Annotated in this window: 14 protein-coding genes; 9 read left to right on the plus strand and 5 right to left on the minus strand. The window is 51.3% G+C overall.

Going from position 1 to position 17,078, the window contains the following annotated elements:
* The first annotated feature begins 255 nt into the window (after nt 1–255).
* The 3 genes from ACKI61_RS06395 (at nt 256) to ACKI61_RS06405 (ending at nt 3,384) form a co-directional block, all read left to right on the plus strand.
* Nucleotides 256–2,436, plus strand: coding sequence for an AAA family ATPase (locus tag ACKI61_RS06395; protein ID WP_407456948.1), 2,181 nt, complete (start codon nt 256–258; stop codon nt 2,434–2,436).
* Nucleotides 2,437–2,510: 74 nt separating this feature from the next.
* Nucleotides 2,511–2,828, plus strand: coding sequence for a type II toxin-antitoxin system RelB/DinJ family antitoxin (locus tag ACKI61_RS06400; protein WP_407456926.1), 318 nt, complete (start codon nt 2,511–2,513; stop codon nt 2,826–2,828).
* Nucleotides 2,809–3,384, plus strand: coding sequence for a putative toxin-antitoxin system toxin component, PIN family (locus ACKI61_RS06405; RefSeq protein ID WP_407456927.1), 576 nt, complete (start codon nt 2,809–2,811; stop codon nt 3,382–3,384). The genes ACKI61_RS06400 and ACKI61_RS06405 overlap by 20 nt, the downstream gene beginning before the upstream one ends.
* A 2-nt stretch (nt 3,385–3,386) precedes the next feature.
* Here ACKI61_RS06405 and ACKI61_RS06410 read toward each other — a convergent pair whose 3' ends face one another.
* On the minus strand, nt 3,387–4,412 hold the full coding sequence (locus ACKI61_RS06410; protein ID WP_407456928.1) for a helix-turn-helix transcriptional regulator: 1,026 nt from the start codon (nt 4,410–4,412) through the stop codon (nt 3,387–3,389).
* Between the two features lie 170 nt (nt 4,413–4,582).
* Here ACKI61_RS06410 and ACKI61_RS06415 point away from each other — a divergent pair, with 170 nt between their 5' ends.
* Nucleotides 4,583–5,536, plus strand: a complete 954-nt coding sequence (locus tag ACKI61_RS06415; RefSeq protein WP_407456929.1) for an alginate O-acetyltransferase AlgX-related protein — start codon at nt 4,583–4,585, stop codon at nt 5,534–5,536.
* A 4-nt stretch (nt 5,537–5,540) separates the two neighbouring features.
* Here the strand turns inward: ACKI61_RS06415 and ACKI61_RS06420 are convergent, their stop codons facing one another.
* A complete protein-coding gene (locus ACKI61_RS06420; protein WP_407456930.1) occupies nt 5,541–6,374 on the minus strand; it encodes a ThiF family adenylyltransferase in 834 nt (277 codons plus the stop codon).
* An 11-nt stretch (nt 6,375–6,385) separates the two neighbouring features.
* Nucleotides 6,386–7,624 carry an aminotransferase class V-fold PLP-dependent enzyme gene (locus ACKI61_RS06425; RefSeq protein ID WP_407456931.1) on the minus strand — a complete coding sequence of 413 codons (1,239 nt, stop codon included), beginning with the start codon at nt 7,622–7,624 and terminating at the stop codon, nt 6,386–6,388.
* A gap of 61 nt (nt 7,625–7,685) precedes the next feature.
* Between ACKI61_RS06425 and ACKI61_RS06430 the strand changes: the two genes are divergently transcribed.
* A complete protein-coding gene (locus ACKI61_RS06430; protein WP_407456932.1) occupies nt 7,686–9,107 on the plus strand; it encodes an FISUMP domain-containing protein in 1,422 nt (473 codons plus the stop codon).
* Between the two features lie 65 nt (nt 9,108–9,172).
* A complete protein-coding gene (gene epmA, locus ACKI61_RS06435; RefSeq protein WP_407456933.1) occupies nt 9,173–10,120 on the plus strand; it encodes an EF-P lysine aminoacylase EpmA in 948 nt (315 codons plus the stop codon).
* Here epmA and ACKI61_RS06440 read toward each other — a convergent pair.
* The gene (locus tag ACKI61_RS06440) at nt 10,110–10,646 is read right to left on the minus strand and encodes a TlpA family protein disulfide reductase (RefSeq protein ID WP_407456934.1); all 537 of its coding nucleotides are present in this window, start codon (nt 10,644–10,646) and stop codon (nt 10,110–10,112) included. The genes epmA and ACKI61_RS06440 overlap by 11 nt on opposite strands.
* A gap of 85 nt (nt 10,647–10,731) precedes the next feature.
* Here ACKI61_RS06440 and ACKI61_RS06445 point away from each other — a divergent pair, with 85 nt between their 5' ends.
* The 3 genes from ACKI61_RS06445 (at nt 10,732) to ACKI61_RS06455 (ending at nt 14,460) form a co-directional block, all read left to right on the plus strand.
* The gene (locus tag ACKI61_RS06445) at nt 10,732–11,799 is read left to right on the plus strand and encodes a type IV pilus twitching motility protein PilT (protein ID WP_407456935.1); all 1,068 of its coding nucleotides are present in this window, start codon (nt 10,732–10,734) and stop codon (nt 11,797–11,799) included.
* 3 nt (nt 11,800–11,802) lie between these two features.
* Complete coding sequence (locus ACKI61_RS06450) at nt 11,803–13,005, plus strand: type II secretion system F family protein (protein ID WP_407456936.1); 1,203 nt, start codon at nt 11,803–11,805, stop codon at nt 13,003–13,005.
* A gap of 357 nt (nt 13,006–13,362) precedes the next feature.
* Nucleotides 13,363–14,460: a family 16 glycosylhydrolase gene (locus ACKI61_RS06455; protein WP_407456937.1), complete on the plus strand. Its 1,098-nt coding sequence runs from the start codon at nt 13,363–13,365 to the stop codon at nt 14,458–14,460.
* A gap of 195 nt (nt 14,461–14,655) precedes the next feature.
* Here the strand turns inward: ACKI61_RS06455 and pflB are convergent, their stop codons facing one another.
* Complete coding sequence (pflB, locus tag ACKI61_RS06460; RefSeq protein ID WP_407456938.1) at nt 14,656–16,914, minus strand: formate C-acetyltransferase; 2,259 nt, start codon at nt 16,912–16,914, stop codon at nt 14,656–14,658.
* Between the last annotated feature and the right edge of the window lie 164 nt (nt 16,915–17,078).

Raw genomic sequence — 17,078 nt, forward strand, 5'->3', positions numbered from 1 at the left:
TCGGTTGACAAGTCCATGAGGGAAGTGTATGGGTTGAACCCGTCGGAAGCCCAGTAGGGCAAAAAACAGGTGGCTCCGTCAGGCCGGACTAGTGGCTCTCACTTCTCCGGACTGGCGGCTCCGCCGCTCCGGAATAATCAGTTACATTGTCAGAATTCGGCAGAGAATTATTTCGGGAATGCTCTGGATCGGTTAGAAGGGGAGTCGCCTGTAGCGAAGGCGGAGTCGAGGACTTCTTTTATCGACTTGAAGATTATGGAATACTGGGTGCGCTTTATGCGGGCATATCCGGATGGCTGCTGTCGCAGTTTTTGCGAGAATTATTTGCCGGTCCGTTATTATGGCGAATTTGCGGAACGTGTTTACGAGATTCGCGACCAAGTTGATTTTTCGAGTACTATCAAGACTTCGATTGATGACAAGCATTATGGGGTGCGGGAGCTTTTGGAGGCATATCACGAAACCAGGAATGTTCGCTTTGCTCAGCAGTTTTTTGAGATCATGGCTTATTTGGAGCGCGCGAACGATTGCCTGCGACCGATTATCGTGCAGATGATTGAAAATTGCGTAAAAGAAAAGCTGGCAAAAGGCTGTTCGCTCGATGATGAAGCTTTACAACGTGTTTTTAAATTAAAGCGTCTTTTCCATTTGTCGGATGAGGCCGTGGAACTGGTGCTTTATTTGTGGCTTCGGAACCATCAGCGACTGTATTTGAGGCTAGAAAACATTCGGGTGAAAGAGGGGGAAACTTTTGATCCGAATGAACGTGGTGCCTTTAGTCGGATTGCCTTGCTGACGGGGCTTAATGCTGCTACGCTACAGGAGCTTTGTTCTAAGGAAAGTCCGCTTCTTAAGTTTCAGTTAATTCAAATGGAAGAATCGTTCCGCAATACGGATTTAAGAATCAAACGTAAGGAGTTGTACCTGGCGGACGATGTGAGTAATTATTTGTACGGGTTTTCGGATATGTCGCGGATTATGGATTTTAAACCGACGGCAAAACCGTGTGTTCCTTATGCTCAGATTGTCAAGACGAATCCGCAGGCGTCTTTTGTTTTGCAGATGCTGAAATCGCACCAGAAGGGTTCTCCGCTGAACATTCTTTTTTATGGCCGCGAGGGGACGGGTAAGACGGAACTTGCCAAGGCGATTGCGCAAGAATTGAATGTTACATTGCTTTCGGTGGGCATCGGTGAAGAATCGATGAGCGAGGAATCCCTTTTGCAGACGCGCTTGCGCTCGATGCTTTTGGCCGATTGGGAATGTGAGCGGAGTGACGGCATCATCTTGATGGATGAGGCGGACCTGGTTTTGAACAAGGCGGAAAAGGGATTGCTGAATATTATTTTCGAGAGCCTGAAAACGCCTGTCATCTGGATTACGAATAATATCGCGATGATTGAAAATAGCACCCGCCGCCGTTTCGATTACTCGCTAGAATTTTTCTCGTTCAGCAAGAGTGAACGCATTGCGATTTGGCAGTCCGTACTGAAAACGCAGCGGGCGGAATCGATGATGCGTAGCGAAGAAATCGAATGTGTCGCCAAGGAAATTCCGGTGATGGCGGGGAGCGCCACTTTGGCGGTTCGGCTTGCGCAACGGATGCAGTCTCAGGATATGCCGCCTTTAAATGTGGTTCGCGAAGTTGCGTCTTCGCATGCAAAACTTTTGGGTATATCGACTTTGCCACAGGAATCGAAGCCGGATTATAATCTGGATTGCGTCCGTATTTCGAGTGGAGATATTCGGAATATTGATTATGTCGTGCCGATGCTCAAGAATTTTGATGCCCGTTGGAAAGATTCGAAGGCGACGGGGCGCAGGGAAAACCTGAATATATTCCTGTATGGCCCTCCCGGCACAGGAAAGTCGGCTTTTGCGAAGCATGTCGCGCACGACATTCTAGATCGCGAGATTATCGTGAAACGGGCGAGCGATATTCTGGGGTGCCATGTGGGCGAAAGTGAACATAATGTTAGCGCGATGTTCCGTGAAGCGGAACGGAGTGACGCGATTCTGTTTATTGACGAGGCGGACAGTTTCTTCGAAAATCGTGGCAATGCGAAAAACCATTGGGAAGTGACGCTAGTGAACGAGTTTATTTGCCAGATGGATTCCTTTAACGGAATGCTGATTGCTGCGACAAACTACGAGAATGTCTTGGATTGGGCGATTCGTCGGCGTTTTCAGCTGAAGCTGGCGTTTAACTATATGGATCTGCCGCAAATTTCAAAAACATGGACGGCATTTTTCGGGGGCCATTGCCCCAAGGAAATTCTTCGCTGCGACAATGTGGCGATTAGCGACTTTCAGAATGTTCGCCGCAAGCTAGAATATGTGCCAACTGAGTTACGGACGAAGGAACTTATCTTGCAGAATATGCTCGAAGAACTCGCCAATAAAGACGACCATCAGGGCCGCAGATTGGGATTGTAGAAAAATATACAAACATATTGCTTTTGCAATGTGTTTATACTATATTTAGTAGTTGTATATCGTTTGAGGTCTGTATGGCGACATCAATATTACAAATACGCGTTGATGACAAGTTGAAAGACGAGGTCTCCAACTTGTTTGAAAGTCTAGGAATGGACATTCCTACGGCTGTTCGCATTTTTTTCAAACGTGCGGTAATTGAAAGAGGGTTGCCGTTTAAGGTGTCCGAACATCCTACGATGAGTGAATCTTCTGGACTTATGTCGGCATTACGTGCACTCAATGAAGAAGCCTTGAAAAATGGTTCTGCTGGCATGAGTGAAGAAGAAATCGAAGCCGAAATCAAAGCTACAAGAGCGGAGAGAAAAAAACGTGTATTACGCAGTCGTTGATACGAATATATTGGTCTCAGCAGCCCTTGCGAAAGATCGTCTGCAATCAGTTCCTTATGCGGTTTTTCAAGGTATCTCGAAACACCTTTTTACGCCGATTGTTGATGAAAATATTGTTGAAGAATATTGTGAAGTGATGAGCCGTTCTAAATTCAGGTGGAATGTTTCATACGGTCAACGCTTTGTGGATGAAATTTTAAAATACGCTATAAATGAGCCTGTCGCGCCGACGGACTTTGCTTTGCCAGATGTTGATGACAGAATCTTTTATGATGTATCTTTTGCTCATCGTGATAAAAATGCTTATATCGTTACGGGAAATATAAAGCATTTTCCTAATGTTCCTTTTGCGATAAGTGCTCGAAACTTTCTTGATTTGATAAATCCCGTTCAACCGCAAATGGTTGTAAATGACGTCTCGGTTTCTTATTCCGCATCCGCTCTTATGTCGGCGTTATGTGCACTCAATGAAGATGCCTTGAAAAACGGCTCTGCTGGCATGAGCGAAGAAGAAATTGAAGCGGAAATTAAAGCTGCAAGAGCGGAGAGGAAATAGGATTAAGTAGACTTTCTTTCGTACAGGTTCACCAGTTCCTTCGCGCTGTCGAGTACCATTTGGCGGAGCTTGGCTGGCTTTAGTACCTCGGCGATGGAGCCGTAATACATGACCCATTGCTTGAGCAGGCCGTTCACGGCGACTTTCATGGTTACGTGTATGTCGCCACAATCCAGTTCCTTGATTTTCATGCTGGGGTGGTAGGGACGTTCTTGCAGAAAGTTCTTGGCGTATCCCGGGAAATAGATGACGACTTTTTCTTCTTCTTGATCCTGGTCGCCGGACAGTAGCGTACCGGTGCGGATTCGTTTACGGAGAATGTCGACAACTTTCGGATCTTCGACGAATTGTTCGCGCAAGAGCTTTACGGATTGAATGCGGCGGAGCTTGAGGGCGTATGTTTTGTCGGGGTGGTGCTGCGATACGCAGCCGATGTAGATTTCGCCGTGGTTGATGGCAACCATCAGCGGAATGCGCGGCTTGTTGGTGAGGGCACCCCAGTTGTCGGTGTAGGAGATTTGCACTTTTTGTTTTTTGCGGATGGCATCAAGGATGACCGGCAGATTTTTGCCGACATTTTCGTCAACGCTCGGGGGCGTTCCCATGAACAGAATACGCCCGTTCAGTTCCTTCGCGTAATGGGCCAAAGTCGATTGTTCCTTGGCGGGCAAGTCCTGCGTGATTCTCTTGGTCAAGTCTTCGATAAGGTTCGAGGTTGCCGGATAGATGTTTGCAATGCGCTGCAGAAACATGAAGTGCAGTAGTGTATCGCCGAATTCAGGAAATATGAGCTTATTCGCGCGTTCAAGTGCCACCTGGTAATAGGTCTTGCCGCTTTCGACGGAACGCTTGATGTAGCCGCCTTCGATTTCGGAGAGTGCGTGCATGTCGCGCTGCACGCTCCGCAGGTCTTCTTCGCGAATGTCCAAATGCCGCATGATGTCGGCGACGCTGTAACGATTGTTGTAGTGCGCCATCATGTAGACGAAAATTCGTATCATTCGTTCGCCGCGAGCTTGATCTGCCATAAAGCCTCCTGCACAATGCAATCCCCATAAAGTGGGAAGTATTTCTTAATATATAAAATGTAGACGACAATAATTGTCGTCTTTTTATGCAAAAGCAGTTCGTTTGCCGAAGCATGGAGGCTGCCTGACCTTTGCCAAGGATTCTAAAAAAATCTAAATTTGACCCTGTCATGTTTTTTAGGAAACATTTGGGTTTTATTTTTGGATTTGGAGTGGCGGTTGTTGCGCTTGCCATGGTCTACCTTTCTACTCGTCCGCTTATCCCGTTGGAAGTTCAGGAACAGATTGAATCCGATATTGAAAAGTGTGGCGGACAGCTGAAAGAGGCTCGCTGTGCGGTAAGTGGTGAAGGCGACTGGATTTTTCTGCAGGAAAGTCTTGTCAATCTGGTGGCGGATTGGAAAGACAATTTGAAGCCCTTTGTCGCCTTCAACGATTCGCTGGAAGCGCGCGGTATCAAGTTGGTGGTGGTGCCTGTTCCAGATAAATTGCAAATCGAGGCGGAACATTATTCGGAAGAATTGTCGGGTGGTATCGTTGCCCCGCAATATGAGGAATGGGTAGATGCGTTGCAAGACGAAGGTATTGTCGTTGTCGATGCGGTAGAAGAGTTTCTTGAAAAGAACGAGGAAACGCCCATGTTCGAGGCGTACGAAAGCCATTATACAAGTGCCGGCCGGCAGTTGCTTGCCCAGATGATTGCCGATTCCATCAACGAGATGGACTTGGATGTTCCGAGGGAAGAATGGTTCCTGCGCGATACGGTTGTTCCCGGTACCGGAAATCTTTATCACCTGAAGTACAATTCTTATCCTGATTATGATGTGCGCGTGTTAAAGACCGTGGATGCAGAAGGTAAACGCTACCGCGGATCCAAAGATGCACCTATTGTGGTGATTGGCGATAGCAATGCCGATTTTGGTTGGAACAGTTCTTCCAATATTGGCGCGTACATTGCGCAGGCGACAGGGATTAAGACGTTTACCCGCAGTCGTATCGGCGGGGGAAACTTGGGCCCGACCTTGTTCAAGGACCGTTCGGAATTCTTGGATGGCAAAAAGATGGTGGTCTGGGTGTTCGATGGCCGTGAACTTTACGGCGATTTCAGCATGCCGGAATTTTAGCTTTTTACTCGGCGCTTGCTAAGGCCTTCTTGTAGATGTCCTGCATCACGAGGCCCGCAATCATGAATCCAAAAATAGCGGTGGAGTGCGCCATGGTGCCGTTGATTTGCGCCTTGCTGCTGCACCATTCGTGATCGACCAGGTTTGCATTCTGGAGTTCGGCTTCGCTCCTTTCGTGGCGCACTTTGGGGCACATGCAGGCGTCGGTGCCACAAGAGGAATTCTTGCCGCGGTTTTTCAGGAGTTCGTCGCTGTAGACGCACAGCACCTTTTTCTTGAGCGCCATTTTCTTTTTCTTGAATTTGTCGCGGAGCGCGCGGGCGAGCGGGCAACCGGCGACTTTCCAGAATTCGGCGACCTTGATTCGTGTGGGGTCCATCTTGAGGGCGGCGCCCATCGAAGAGAAGACTATGGCCTTGGTGCGCGTGGCGTGCCACAATAACTGCATCTTGTTTTCGAGGCTGTCGATGGCATCGATGATGTAGTCGAATGTATCCAGTTGGAATTTGTCCGTATTCGCTTCTTCGTAGATATCTTGCAGCGCTACGATGTTGGCATGCGGGTTGATTTCGAGTAGGCGATTTTTCAGCACGTCCACCTTGACTTGCCCCACGGTTTTCGTGGTGGCCATCAGTTGGCGGTTCACGTTGGTGACGCACACGCGGTCAGAATCGACGAGTACGAGTTCCTTGATGCCGGAACGCACCAGGCTTTCGGCGCACCAGCTGCCCACACCTCCGAGACCGAAGATGATGACGCGCTTCTGGTAGATGTCGCCCATCACGTCGTCTCCGAGCAGGAGCGATGTGCGGTTAAAGATGCCTTTCTCGATTCCCATACGAGTCCTGGTTAGCCGAAGAGTCGGAGAACGCGCTTGATGCCTGCGATAAAGCGGTCGATGTCGCGCTTCAGGGTGTACGCGCCGAAACTCAAACGAAGCGTGGCATCGACGCCGAAGCGGTCCATCACAGGTTGGGCGCAGTGGTGCCCGCTGCGAACTGCCACGTTCTCTTCGTCGAGAATCATGGCGGCGTCGCTTACGGCGATGCCGTCGAGGGTTACGCTGATAAGGGCCCCGCGTTCCTTCGGGTTCCCGAAGATTTTTACCTGCGGGATTTGCGCAAGCTGTTCCAGCGCGTAGTTCGTAATTTCTTCTTCGTGCTTGCGAATGTTCTCGATGCCTACTGCGTTAATCCATTCGATGGCCTTGCCGAGCCCGATGACTTCGGCGATCATGGGCGTGCCTGCCTCGAAACGGGCGGGAACATCGGCGTATGTCGTCTTTTCGAAGGTCACGTTCTTAATCATCTCGCCGCCGCCGTGCCAGGGGGGCATGCTGTCGAGAACTTCGTACTTGCCGTAGAGTACGCCAACGCCTGTGGGGCCGTACATCTTGTGTCCGCTGAAGGCGAGAAAGTCGCAGTCGAGTTTTTGCACGTCAATTTTGATGTGGCTGGAACTTTGGGCGGCGTCAATCAAAATCTTTGCTTGCGGGGCGAGCTTGCGGACGGTCGCGATAATTTCTGCAATCGGGTTCACTGTGCCCACGGAATTGCTCACGTGGGCGACGGCCACCATCTTGGTGCGCGCATTCAAAAGTTCGGGAAGCTTGCTCAGGTCCAAATCGCCGTTGTCCAAAACGGGAATCACCTTGATTTTCGCGCCCTTCATTTCGGCGACGAGCTGCCAGCTCACGATGTTGGCGTGGTGCTCCAGACCGCTAGTCAAAATTTCGTCGCCTGCTTCGAAGAACTTGCGACCGTAACTCCATGCCACCAGATTGATGCTTTCGGTGGTGCCGCGGGTGAACACGATTTCGTCTTCGGTTTTGGCGTTAATAAATTTTGCGACATTCTTGCGGGTAGCTTCAAACGCTTCGGTGGTGCGTGCGCTCAGGCGGTACACGCCCCGCTTCACGGAGCTGTAGTGCTCGCGGTAAAAGTCGTCCATCGCGTCGATGACGCATGCGGGCTTTTGCGTGGTGGCCGTGCTGTCGAGGAAGGCGAGGGGCTTTGCGTCCTTATCGCCTGCGACAAGCATCGGAAATTCGCTACGGATTTTTTCTGCATCAATATTTGCATCAATCATGGGCTCAAATATAGAAAAACATTTTTTTGTATATTTGGTGCGGAAAAAGAATGAGGGTTATATGAAAAATCTATGGAAATCTTTTGTGCTGGTTGGAACGGCTGCATTTGGCCTTGTTACTACGGCGTTTGCACAATCGGAACTTCGCGATGCTATTGATGCGGGAGACGTCGTTGCTGCCCAGAAAATGGTGAAAAACGGCGAAGCCGAAGAAATCTATTGCGGAAAGCTTTCTCCTGAAGATGCCGTCAAGGTTTATGAGAAAATATTCAAGGCGATGCCTTTTGAATCCTTTGAAAACTGCTCAGCCCAATTTGCATACGGCTATGGGGCAAAGGCCTGCTCAAATGCAAAGGCGATGGATGCTTGCACCGCAGTGATTTCTTACTTGCTTAAGGAAGGCGAAACTGGCAACACAAAGGCTTTGGATGCCTTGGATCCCGTCGTGAAGGCTGCGCTGAAGACGAAGGCGTATGCGAAACCCGTCAAGGTATCGGTGGATACGAGCATGTGGGTTCCCTGCCCAAAGAAGAAGGGGCCTGCTCGCGAAGCCTGTATCGAGGAATGTCTTGAACGCGCTCTCAATACGAAGGATTCCGTGCGTGCGGATATTTGCGAAACGAAACCGGAACACTACATCGACACGACGGTTAAGGTCTCAGTTCCGTCGCCCTTGTACGAAAAGCTCCGCACGGGTCTGCTCGAAGGCTACTGGAAAACCCAAAAGGCAACGGCAGAACGCTATGCAATCATGATTCAGAAGAATGCACGAGCCCTTTCGATTCCCGATACGAGTGTCATCAACCTGAACTATGTGGCTCGTTGGGCCGACAAGCACAAGGCCGATTCCACGGCGCTGCCCGGTGGCGAACTTTTCCGTTTTTGCACATCCTGGCAGCAGGCGGTCGATTCGATTCTCGAGAAGAAGGAATTTGAAACGCGCTGTCCCGTCTTTGAATATTTCGAAGATACCCGTGATGGACAGAAGTACAAGGTCAAGGAAATCAATGGAACTCGTTGGTTTGTGCAAAACCTGAACTACGCCATTGAAGAAAAGTCGATGTGCTATGACCGCGAAGAGGACTTTTGCAAGGTTTATGGCCGTCTTTACACGCAAGAGGCTGCCTTGACTGCTTGCCCCGAAGGCACGCACTTGGCAACGGACGATGATTGGAAAATGCTTGAAATTTATGCGGGTGGCGCCAATGTGGCTGCAGAACGTCTCCGTAGCAACGGAAGCGACGATTATGCGTTTACGGCGATGTTTGGCGGCTATGCAAATAAGAACAACATCTCGGTGATTCAGGGCGAGGGCGCTTACTTCTGGACGAGTAAGGATGTGGGCGATGGCCGCGGTGTAGCCCGTTCTATGTTTGCGACCGACAAGGAAGTGTCCGCAATTCCCGTCGACAAAAAATTCTGGCTCTCTGTTCGCTGTGTCGTGAATGCAGCCCCTGCAGAAGAACCCACCCCCGCTGAATGATGAGTGATGAGAAATAAATAATCTCGCACTTCACACCTCACACCTCACACCTCACACCTCACACTATGTTCTCTCCTACTTGTTCCCGTGATTCCTGGATAAAGCGTCAGGCCTTGATGAACAAGGTTCGTGCGTTTTTTGTTTCACGCGGAGTGCTTGAAGTGGAAACGCCCGTGCTTTCTAATGCGGGGGGCACCGACCCTCAGTTGGATTATTTTGAGGTAGAGGGCAAGCATTTTATGATGACGAGTCCCGAATTCCACATGAAGCGTTTGCTTGCGGCAGGATTCGGCGACATTTTTCAGATTACGAAGTCTTTTCGCAAAGATGAATTCGGTGCTCACCACAACAATGAATTCAGCATGGTGGAATGGTACCGTGTGGGTATGCCGCAAGAAAAGTTGATGGACGAAGTAGAATCGCTTGTTTCTGAAATTATCGGAAGTCCCATTAACGCTCGCCGCACGCGCTGGATTGATGCATTCAAGAATTATGTGGGCGTGAATCCGCTGACGGCTTCGGATGATGAGTTTGCGGCGGCCTGCACTGCTCGCGATATCCCGCTCCCGGCGGAAGGTTCGGCTATGTCTCGTGAGGACTGGTGGGATTACCTGATGGTCTTTGCGGTGGAACCGGAGCTTGCCAAGAACGGCCCCGAGTTTATATTGGATTATCCGCAGTCGCAGGCGGCTCTTGCGCAAACGTATGTGGACGAAGACGGCTACACCTGGGCGCGCCGCTTTGAACTGTTTGTAGACCAGGTGGAACTTTGCAACGGCTATACGGAACTCACCGATGCGGCAGAACAGCGCAGGCGTTTTGCAGCTGACCTTGAAATTCGTCGCGGCATGAACAAGCCCTTGCCGCCGATTGATGAAAATTTCCTAGCGGCACTTGAATCGGGAATGCCCGCATGCTCTGGCGTGGCACTTGGACTCGACCGCTTGTTTATGCTTGCAATGGGAAAGTCCGAAATCAAGGACGTGATTCTTTTCCCGAGCCCTATTGCTTAAGGGCCTTCCCAATCAGCTTTCGCATTACCTTTTCGTCAAATTCCCCTACATCGATTTTTACGATGCTGTCTTGTGCGTTTACAAGATAGCTGACAGGGATGACTCCAGGGTTTCCAAGTGCGTTCATCATGTCGTAGTTCCAATGGAACATGGTCCAGGGGATTCCAGCCGATTTCTTGTACTTCGATGCGATTCTTGGGGTGTCATCTTCGCTTATCATCACGATCTTGAAACCGCTGTCCCTGAATTCGGAGTCTAGCTGCTTAAGGTGCGGAAGTTCTGCTCGGCAGCCGGGACACCACGATGCGGTGAGCACGATGAGCGTGACGACTCCCTTTTCGTCGTTGTAGTGGGATATTCCGCCTTCGACAAGTTTTCCTTTGAAGTTGATGACCTTGGAGGGGGCCGTCTGGAAATACTCCTGTCGGCAGGCGGTGAAACAGACGGCAAAGACCGCTAGCAGCAGGAACAGAGCTGCCATCGCTTTTTTGGACCTTACGACTGTGTTTTGGAGTATTTTCTTCATTCTTAAACCTTAAAATAGAGTTTTTTACGCCAAAATGATGAATTTTTTTGGCAAATGGGGGGCATTTTAAGTTATATTCTTTGATATGGCATACAATATTCAAGATCTTCTTTCTGAAATGGTCCAGCGTGGCGCCTCTGACTTGCATATTACGGCAGGCGCACCTCCCCTTATTCGTCTTTCCGGTAAGCTCACTCCCATTGGCGAGGACAAACTGAAACCGGACGAAACCATGCGCATGACCTATAGCTTGATGAACGAAGGCCAGAAAAAGACTTTCGAACAGCAGAAGGAATGCGACTTTTCTTTCGGTATTGCAAATCTCGCGCGCTTCCGTGCGAACGCCTACTTGCAGCGTGGTTGTGTGGCCTTGGCCTTGCGTATTATTCCGCTTGAAATCAAGACCTTCAAGGAACTTGGTCTCCCGAAAATCATGGCCGAATTTACAACCCGTCCATCGGGCCTTGTGTTGGTGACAGGTGCTACGGGCTCGGGTAAGTCGACGACCTTGGCTGCTATGATCGACAAGATCAACAAGGAACGCCACGACCACATTCTGACGGTGGAAGACCCGATCGAATTTTTGCACAAGCACCAGGGCTGCATGATCAACCAGCGCGAAGTTGGTAGCGATACCAACAGCTTTGCCCAGGCGCTCAAGATGGCGCTGCGTCAGGACCCCGACGTGGTGCTCATCGGCGAAATGCGCGACCTCGAAACGATCCGAGCCGCCCTTACCATTGCAGAAACGGGTCACTTGGCTTTTGCGACGCTTCATACCAACTCTTGCGTGCAGACCATCAACCGCGTGGTGGATGCTTTCCCGAAGGGGGAACAGCAGACCGTGCGTACGCAGCTTTCGTTCGTGCTGCAGGGCGTGATATGCCAGACGCTTATTCCGAAAATCGGTGGTGGCCGCGTGATGGCCTACGAAGTGATGAACGTGACTCCGGGTATCCGTGCGCTGATCCGTGACGACAAGGTTCACCAGATTGAGTCGATGATTGAAATCGGCCAGAAGTTCGGCATGAACACGATGAACATGTGCCTGTGCGAATTGGTGAAGAACCACAAGGTGGACCGCTTCGATGCCCTTGCACGTTCTCCGAGCCCCGACCAGTTGGAACAGTTGTTCGTGAAGGAAGGAGTGTAAGCGATGGCTGAATTCCTATACAAGGCGCAGAATGCGCAAGGCAACAATTTTGAAGGAACGCTCGAAGCGAAGGACAAGGCTGAAGCCGAAGCCCTTTTGATGCGCCGCCGTTTGGTGATTCAGAGCCTGAAGAAGAAACCGACCGAAATCAAGATCAAGATTGGCTCTGGCATCAAGCCCGCCGAAATTGCCCGATTCACTCGTATGTTCTCTTCGATGAGCTCGGCTGGTCTTCCGATGTTGCAGTGCTTGAACATTCTCGAGAACCAGTGCGAAAACCCTGAATTGAAAAGTGTGGTCCATAAGATTACGCAGTCCATTAACGGAGGTTCGTCCTTGGCGGATGCCTTGGCGCAGCACCCCAAGGTGTTCAGCAACCTGTACACCAACATGGTGGCGGCAGGTGAAGCGGGTGGTATCTTGGATGGAATTCTTGCCCGTCTTGCAGAAACTTTGGAGAACAACGAACGCCTGAAGCGTAAAGTGAAAAAGGCGCTGACCTACCCGGTGATGCTTGTTATCGTGGGTATCCTGGTGGTGATAGCCCTTATGACATTCGTGGTGCCGACATTCGCTGAACAGTTCGCTGCATTGGATGCGGAACTTCCGGCGCCGACGCAGGCGGTGATGGGTATTTCTGACTTTATTCGCGATAACGGTGCGTTCCTGTTTATAGGTGTGGTTCTCTTGATAGTGGGTTTCAAGCTTGCCATGCGTGTGCCCGCCGCAAAATTTGCCTGGGACGGCTTTATGCTGAAGGTGCCTAAGCTAGGGGACCTTCAGATCAAGTCGACAACGGCGAGCTTTGCCCGTACATTGGGAACGCTATTGAATGCAGGTGTGTCCATCATGGATTCTTTGAAAGTGGTGGCGTCGACCGTTTCAAACAAAGTAGTTGAAAAGGGTATCAATAAAATTGCAATTGGTATTGCAGGTGGTAAGAGCATTGCAGACCCCATGCAAGAAACAGGACTTTTCCCGCCCATGGTGATCCAGATGACGGGCGTGGGTGAAAAGACCGGTAACCTGGGCGGCATGCTCTTGAAGTTGGCCGACTTCTATGATGAAGAAGTGGATGCTGCAGTGGATGCCGTGGTGGGCATGATGGAACCGCTCATTATCGTGTTCCTGGGTGGCGCTGTTGGTGGCCTCCTCATTGCAATGTATATGCCTATGTTCTCCATGGGCGACGCCGTTAAAGGCTAAAATTTCGCTGAAAACACATCGCGATACTGCATCACGCTTTGGCTCACGTATTATTTATACGCTACGCCAAAGCGTTCTTTGTCTCGCTCGGTTTTGAGCGAAATTAAGTTTCTTGATTTCTGCTCTTGCTAGACTTTCGTACGCTTTTAATGAATCATTGTCTTGCTCGCTTTTCATTTCGCTGAAAACACATCGCGACTCTCAAAAAATTACCCATAAGATGGAAAAATCCTCTTATGGGTTTATTTTTGCAGTGTTTTTAGTACAGTTGATACTGATGTGTTTGAATTGTGTTTCGGTGTGTACCACCTGCCAGTAAAAAGGGGTATATTTATTTTCAAAGAAACGAGGTATTCTATGAAAACGAAATTCCTTCTCTCCGTTGCTACGCTAGCTCTCTTTGCGGCCTGCTCCGATGACAGTTCCAGCCCGACCGCAACTGATGTTGTTGATCCGTCTACCCAGACGGTTGTCGATCCAACTGCCCAGACTCCGACCGATTCTACGGCCCAGACCGATCAGGGAGGGGCGACCGACCAGAATCAGCAAGGACAAACTGATCAGGGACTGGTGGACGATCAAAATCAGCAAGGCCAGGCCGATGTTACGGATCCTGCAAACCAGATTGGTCAGGATACGGAGACTGACCAGAACCAGCAGGGCCTAGCCGATGGTCAGGGGAATGTGGCGGATTCCGTGTTGACTGACCCGAATGTGACTTACAGCTACTACGGTGCGGAACTTTCCGGCAAGGAGGAGTTCTTGTATGGCCGCTTTGAAGCCCGCATGAAGATGGTCTCGATTCCAGGTTCTGTGAGTTCTATGTTCCTTTATGCCGAAGGTTCCGAGAAGAAAGGTGAAGTTCCCTGGAATGAAATCGACATTGAAGTGCTTGGTAAGGGTGGCACGATGTGGCAGTCGAACATCATTACCCGCGAAGGAGATCCGTCTATCAAGTCGAACACCACTTCCGAGAGCAAGCCGCTGCACGACTTTGGCTTCGATGCCACGGAAGAATTCCACCTGTTCACGATGGTTTGGACTCCGGAATACGTGTCTTGGGAAATTGACAGTGTCGAGATTCGTCGTGACGAACTTGGCTTGAGCCGCGGTTCTCACGCAGACGCCGACCAGGTTGCCTTCTTGACCCAGAAGCAGTCTCTGCGTTTCAATCTCTGGTCTTCGAAAAGTGCAGCTTGGGTGGGCAAGTTTACGGGCAATGAGCTCGCTGACGGTCCGCAAATCCAGTGGATTGACTATGTACGCGTCTATGCCTACGACCCGGAAACCAAGAGCTTCTCGCTCTCTTGGCAGGATGATTTCGATGGCGATGTCATATCTACCGAACATTGGAGCAAGGGTAACTGGGAAATGGAAAATGTCAGGCTTTCCCGCAGCAATGTGGTTGTTGAGGATGGCTACTGCAAGCTCATGATGACTCGCGAAGCAGACTAAGCTCTAGAAAGTTTCATATTGTTCTCCTCCATAAAACAAAACGTCCCGGATAAAATCCGGGGCGTTTTTCGTAGCTTAAGAATTTTAGCTGACTCGGTCTTTGTGAGCAACAAAGCCCTCGGGTGTTAACCGAGGGCGGTTGCGAGAGAATCGGCTCCAGAGTAAGGACTCAGGAGAGTTTAGCCGATTCGGTCTTTAAAGCACGCCGTGGCAGGTGCGGCTGATCACGTCGTCCTGCTGTTCCTTCGTGAGCGAGAGGAACTTGACAGCGTAGCCGGAGACGCGGATGGTGAAGTTCGCGTATTCGGCCTTTTCGGGGTGGGCCTGAGCGTCCAGCAACTTTTCCACACCGAACACGTTCACGTTCAGGTGGTGTGCACCCTGGGCGAAGTAGCCGTCCATGACGGTCACCAGCTTCTGGGCGCGTTCGTCGTCGCTGTGGCCGAGGGCGTTCGGGCTGATGGTCTGGGTGTTACTGATGCCGTCCAGAGCGTACTCGTAGGGGAGCTTCGCCACAGAGTTGAGCGAAGCGAGGAGGCCGTTCTTTTCGGCGCCGTAGCTCGGGTTTGCACCGGGTGCAAACGGGGCGTTTGCCGGGCGTCCGTCAGGGAGCGCGCCGGTGGCCTTTCCGTACACCACGTTACTCGTAATCGTAAGGATAGAAGTCGTGGGTTCGGCGTTACGGTAGGTGTGGTGCTTCTTGATTTTCGCGATGAATTCCTTCAGGAGCCACACGGCGATTTCGTCGGCGCGGTCGTCGTCGTTGCCGTACTTGGGGAAGTCTCCCTTCACCACGAAGTCCTTGGCAAGGCCGTCGTCGCCGCGGACCACCTTCACCTTCGCGTACTTGATAGCGGAGAGGCTGTCGACCACATGGCTGAAGCCTGCGATACCTGTTGCAAACGTGCGGCGCACATCGGTATCGATGAGGGCGAGTTCTGCGGCTTCGTAGTAGTACTTGTCATGCATGTAGTGGATCAGGTTCAGCGTGTTCACGTAGATGCCCGCGAGCCATTCCAGCATGATGTCGTACTTGTGCATCACTTCGTCGTAGTCGAGGTATTCGCTGGTAATCGGCGCGAGCTCCGGACCGATCTGCATACCGGGCACCAGGCCGCCCTTTTCGTCCTTGCCGCCGTTGATGGCGTAGAGGAGGGCCTTGGCGAGGTTTGCGCGGGCACCGAAGAACTGCATTTCCTTGCCGGTCTGCGTTGCAGAAACGCAGCAGCAGATGCTGTAGTCGTCACCCCAGATGGGACGCATCACGTCGTCGTTTTCGTATTGGATGGAACTGGTCGTCACAGAAATGTAGGCGGCGTATTCCTTGAAGTTTTCGGGCAGGCGCTTGGTGTAGAGTACCGTGAGGTTCGGCTCCGGAGAGGGACCCATGTTTTCCAGAGTGTGCAAGAAGCGGAAATCGTTCTTGGTAACCATGGAACGACCATCCTGGCCCATGCCGCCTACTTCGAGGGTGGCCCACACCGGGTCGCCGCTGAAGAGCTGGTTGTAGCTTTCGATACGGGCGAACTTGACCATGCGGAACTTCATGACCATGTGGTCCACCAGTTCCTGGGCTTCGCTTTCGGTGAGGGTGCCGTTCTTGAGGTCGCGTTCGATATAGATGTCCAAGAAGGTGGAGATACGGCCCACGCTCATGGCAGCACCGTTCTGGGTCTTGATGGCGGAAAGGTAGCCGAAGTAGAGCCACTGGAAGGCTTCGTGGGCGTTGGTTGCCGGTTCGGAAATGTCGAAGCCGTAGCTTGCGGCCATGACCTTCATCTGCTGCAGGGCGCGAATCTGTTCGGCCACTTCTTCGCGAAGGCGGATCACGTCGTCGGTCATGGTGCCGTCGCCCACGTGGGCGAGGTCGTTCTGCTTCTGCTTGATGATATAGTCAATACCGTAAAGGGCCACGCGGCGATAGTCGCCTACGATACGTCCGCGACCGTAGGTGTCCGGGAGGCCGGTGAGTAGGTGGGCCTTGCGGACGGCGCGGATTTCGGGAGTGTAGCAGTCGAATACGCCCTGGTTGTGGGTCTTGTGGTATTCAGTAAAGATCTTGTGGAGGTCGGCGTTGGGCTTGTAGCCGTACTGCTGGCAAGCTTCTTCGGCCATCTTGATGCCGCCGAAGGGCATGAAGGCGCGCTTGAGCGGCTTGTCGGTCTGCAGGCCCACGACCTTTTCCAGGTCCTTGAGACGCTCGTTGATGTAGCCCGGCTTGTGGCTCGTGATGGTGGAGACGATGTCGGTGTCCATGTCCAGCACGCCGCCGTGCCTGCGTTCTTCGGCCTGCAGGCTCTGCAGTTCGTCCCACAGCTTCTGGGTGGCGTCGGTCGGACCTGCGAGGAACGATTTGTCTCCGTCGTATGCCGTGTAGTTGCGCTGAATAAAGTCGCGGACGTTGATTTCGTTCTGCCAGAGTCCGCCTTCAAAGCCATTCCATGCGTTGATCATGTTTTTCCTTCTTTGCTCGGCTTTCCAACGCCATAAATTTGGGCGGCCGAGTCTTTCTTTTGACTGTTCTTTTGATAGGCTCAATATAGAAAATAAGGGGGTGGGAACAAAGGGACTTTTTGGACTATATTTTGCTTTCCTGAAGGACCATTTTACAGATCATG

This window comes from Fibrobacter sp. (assembly GCF_045601785.1).
Classification (GTDB): Bacteria; Fibrobacterota; Fibrobacteria; order Fibrobacterales; family Fibrobacteraceae; genus Fibrobacter.

What these genes read in the sequence shown, in the direction of transcription:
- ACKI61_RS06420 (WP_407456930.1), bottom strand. Translation starts at nt 6,374, where the DNA reads ATGGGAATCGAGAAAGGCATCTTTAACCGCACATCGCTCCTGCTCGGA.
- pflB (WP_407456938.1), bottom strand. Translation starts at nt 16,914, where the DNA reads ATGATCAACGCATGGAATGGCTTTGAAGGCGGACTCTGGCAGAACGAA.
- ACKI61_RS06445 (WP_407456935.1), top strand. Translation starts at nt 10,732, where the DNA reads ATGGCATACAATATTCAAGATCTTCTTTCTGAAATGGTCCAGCGTGGC.
- ACKI61_RS06430 (WP_407456932.1), top strand. Translation starts at nt 7,686, where the DNA reads ATGAAAAATCTATGGAAATCTTTTGTGCTGGTTGGAACGGCTGCATTT.
- ACKI61_RS06410 (WP_407456928.1), bottom strand. Translation starts at nt 4,412, where the DNA reads ATGGCAGATCAAGCTCGCGGCGAACGAATGATACGAATTTTCGTCTAC.
- ACKI61_RS06395 (WP_407456948.1), top strand. Translation starts at nt 256, where the DNA reads ATGGAATACTGGGTGCGCTTTATGCGGGCATATCCGGATGGCTGCTGT.
- ACKI61_RS06440 (WP_407456934.1), bottom strand. Translation starts at nt 10,646, where the DNA reads ATGAAGAAAATACTCCAAAACACAGTCGTAAGGTCCAAAAAAGCGATG.
- ACKI61_RS06425 (WP_407456931.1), bottom strand. Translation starts at nt 7,624, where the DNA reads ATGATTGATGCAAATATTGATGCAGAAAAAATCCGTAGCGAATTTCCG.
- ACKI61_RS06415 (WP_407456929.1), top strand. Translation starts at nt 4,583, where the DNA reads ATGTTTTTTAGGAAACATTTGGGTTTTATTTTTGGATTTGGAGTGGCG.
- ACKI61_RS06455 (WP_407456937.1), top strand. Translation starts at nt 13,363, where the DNA reads ATGAAAACGAAATTCCTTCTCTCCGTTGCTACGCTAGCTCTCTTTGCG.
- epmA (WP_407456933.1), top strand. Translation starts at nt 9,173, where the DNA reads ATGTTCTCTCCTACTTGTTCCCGTGATTCCTGGATAAAGCGTCAGGCC.
- ACKI61_RS06450 (WP_407456936.1), top strand. Translation starts at nt 11,803, where the DNA reads ATGGCTGAATTCCTATACAAGGCGCAGAATGCGCAAGGCAACAATTTT.
- ACKI61_RS06400 (WP_407456926.1), top strand. Translation starts at nt 2,511, where the DNA reads ATGGCGACATCAATATTACAAATACGCGTTGATGACAAGTTGAAAGAC.